This is a genomic window from Streptomyces sp. UG1 (genome assembly GCF_049974585.1).
In the GTDB taxonomy this organism is placed as follows: domain Bacteria; phylum Actinomycetota; class Actinomycetes; order Streptomycetales; family Streptomycetaceae; genus Streptomyces.
In genome coordinates this window covers 1-2,981 of record NZ_JBNGGG010000116.1, presented here as the reverse complement: position 1 = coordinate 2,981, position 2,981 = coordinate 1, and the positions used below count along the sequence as shown (strand labels likewise).

Annotated in this window: 1 protein-coding gene; it reads left to right on the top strand. The window is 71.9% G+C overall.

Annotated features, from left to right (window positions below; genetic code table 11):
• Positions 1–2,981: SDR family NAD(P)-dependent oxidoreductase (locus tag ACP4J3_RS50515; RefSeq protein WP_426545012.1), on the top strand; the 2,981-nt coding region annotated here is incomplete at both ends.

Below are 2,981 nucleotides of genomic sequence, written 5' to 3'. Positions count from 1 at the left end.
ACTGGCCCACCATCCTCCCCACCACCCCACCCACCGACCTCCCCACCTACCCCTTCCAACACCACCCCTACTGGCTGACAAAGCAGACCGGCTCCGGCGATCCCGCGTGGCTGGGGCTCGACGATGCCGAGCACCCGCTGCTCGGGATCGCTCTCGAACTGGCCGACGTCGAGGGGCGAGTGTTCACGGCGCGTCTGTCCCTGGACACGCATCCCTGGCTGGCGGACCACACCGTGCACGGCACGGTCCTGCTGCCGGGCACCGCCTTCGTCGAACTGGCGCTGCACGCTGCAGAGCGGGCGGGCGCCGACCATGTCGGCGAGCTGACCCTGCATGCTCCGCTCGTTCTGCACGAGGACGGATCCGCCGAGTTGCAGGTCGCTCTGGACACGCCGCTCGACGGCAGCTGGGCGATCTCCATCTATTCCCGTGCGGGCAGCGGCTCCGGCGGCTCGGAAGAGCGTGCGTGGATCAAGCACGCGACCGGTGTGCTCACTTCCGAAGCATCGGCGGTGCCCGCCGATCGGGCAGAGCTGAGCGTGTGGCCGCCTGTGGGCGCGACGCCGGTCGACATCGACGGTCTCTACGAGGAGCTGTCCCTCCACGGGTACGGCTACGGACCGCTGTTCCAGGCGGTGCGTGCCGCCTGGCGGGACGGTGACACGACGTACGTGGAGGTGGGCCTGCCCGAAGACGCAGGTGCCGAGGAGTTCCACCTGCATCCCGCGCTCCTCGACGCCGTTCTGCACCCGAGCGTGCTGGACGGCGTACGGCAGAGCGACGGCGCGGACGGGATCCGGCTGCCGTTCTCCTGGAGTGGAGTGAGCGCACGCGCCGCCGGGGCGTCGAGTCTGCGGGCCTGTCTGAGCGGTTCCGCCGACGGCGGGCTGTCGATCCGGCTCGCGGACAACACCGGTGCTCCCGTTGCCGCCGTCGAGTCCCTGGTCACACGTGCGGTGTCGCCCAGCCGACTCGTCGCGGCGGGTACGTCGCACCGTCATCTGCTGTACGCGCAGGAATGGGTGTCCGTGCCGCCCGCTGAAGCCACTCCGCCCGGCGGCGCGGTGATCGGCTCGTACGCGCTCCTCGGCGAAGAGCCGGCGCTGACGGCCGCGCTGGAGGTCACCGGTGCCTCCTGCCGGAGCTGGGCGGACTGGGAGGCGTTGAGCGCGGCGCTCGCGGAGGGTGCACCGGTTCCCGAGGTCGTACTCGCCCCGTTCACCACGCCTGAGGACTCCGGCACCGACCCCGCGCGCGCCGCCCACGCCCACACGCACCACGCCCTGGACCTCGTCCAGAACTTCCTCGCCGACGAACGCCTCGCGGCCGGCCACCTGGTGCTGCTCACCCGTTGCGCCGTCGCCGCCACTGACGGCGAACACATCGGCGACCTGCCCGCATCGGCCCTCTGGGGCCTCGTCCGCAGCGCACAACTGGAGGAACCGGGCCGCCTTCTGCTGATCGACGTCGACCACGACGAGTCCGGTGACCTCGCGTTGCCCGCCGCCATCGCGGCCGGACACGCCCAGACGGCCATCCGCGGCGGTGCCCCGCACACCCCACGGCTGGTTCGTGCGACGCAGCCCTCCGAGGACGACTCCACACCCGCCCTCGCCTCCGACGGCACGGTCCTGATCACCGGTGGCACCGGAGCCCTCGGCAGCCTGGTCGCCCGTCACCTGGTGGAGCGGCATGGCGTACGGCATCTGCTGCTCACCAGCCGCGGCGGCGCCTCGGCGCCCGGCGCCCTGGAACTGGAGGCCGAACTCCTCGCCCACGGTGCGGAGGTGACCATCGCCGCGTGCGACGCCGCCGACCGCGAGGCGCTGGCCGCACTGCTGGCCGGCATTCCCGACGAGCACCCCCTCACCGCCGTCATCCACGCCGCCGGCGTCCTCGACGACGCCACCGTGCAGTCCCTGACCCCGGACCGCCTCGACACCGTCCTGCGCCCCAAGGCCGACGCCGCGTGGAATCTGCACCACCTCACCCAGGACCACGACCTCGCCGCCTTCGTCCTGTTCTCCTCCATCACCGGAACGCTCGGCAGTCCGGGGCAGGCCAACTACGCCGCCGCGAACGCCTTCCTGGACGCCCTCGCCCACCACCGCCACGCCCACGGCCTGCCCGCCACCTCCCTCGCCTGGGGACCGTGGACGGCCGAAGGCGGCATGACCGGGCACCTCTCCGCCGCCGACCTTCAGCGCATCGCCCGCAGCGGGCTCCACCCCCTCACCGCCGCCCAGGCCCTCGCCGTCCTCTCGACCACCCTCACCACCCCCCAGCAGCCGAACCTCGTCCCGGCACGCCTCACCACGACACCCCACACAGTCACCCGTCGTACCGGAACGTCGGAGTCACTCGCGCAGCGTCTCCTCGGGCTCACCGAAGCGGAGCAGGACGCACTCGTCCTCGATCTGGTCCGCAGGCACGCGGCCATGGCATTGGGGCACACGGACGCGGAGGACGTCGCTCCCGATCTGGCGTTCCAGGGCCTCGGCTTCGACTCGCTCACCGCCGTCGAACTGCGCAACAACCTCAACGCCGCCACCGGACTGCGCCTGGCCGCGACCGCGCTCTTCGACTACCCCACGGCGACCTCACTCGCGGGCCATGTCAGGGAGCAGTTGCTCGCCAAGACCGCCCCGGCCAAGGCGCACGCCGCTTCCTCCGCCGGTACCTCACGGGTGGCCAAGGACGACGAACCCATCGCGATCGTCGGCATGGCCTGCCGCTACCCCGGGGGCGTCACGTCCCCGGAGGACCTCTGGGAGCTCGTCGTCTCCGGCGCGGACGCGATTGTTCCGTTCCCCGGTGACCGTGGCTGGGACATCGAGGATCTCTACGACCCGGATCCCGACCGCCCCGGCAAGAGCTACACGCGCGAAGGCGGATTCCTGCACAACGCCGGCGACTTCGACCCCGACTTCTTCGGCATGAGCCCGCGCGAGGCCCTGGCCACCGATCCGCAGCAACGGCTC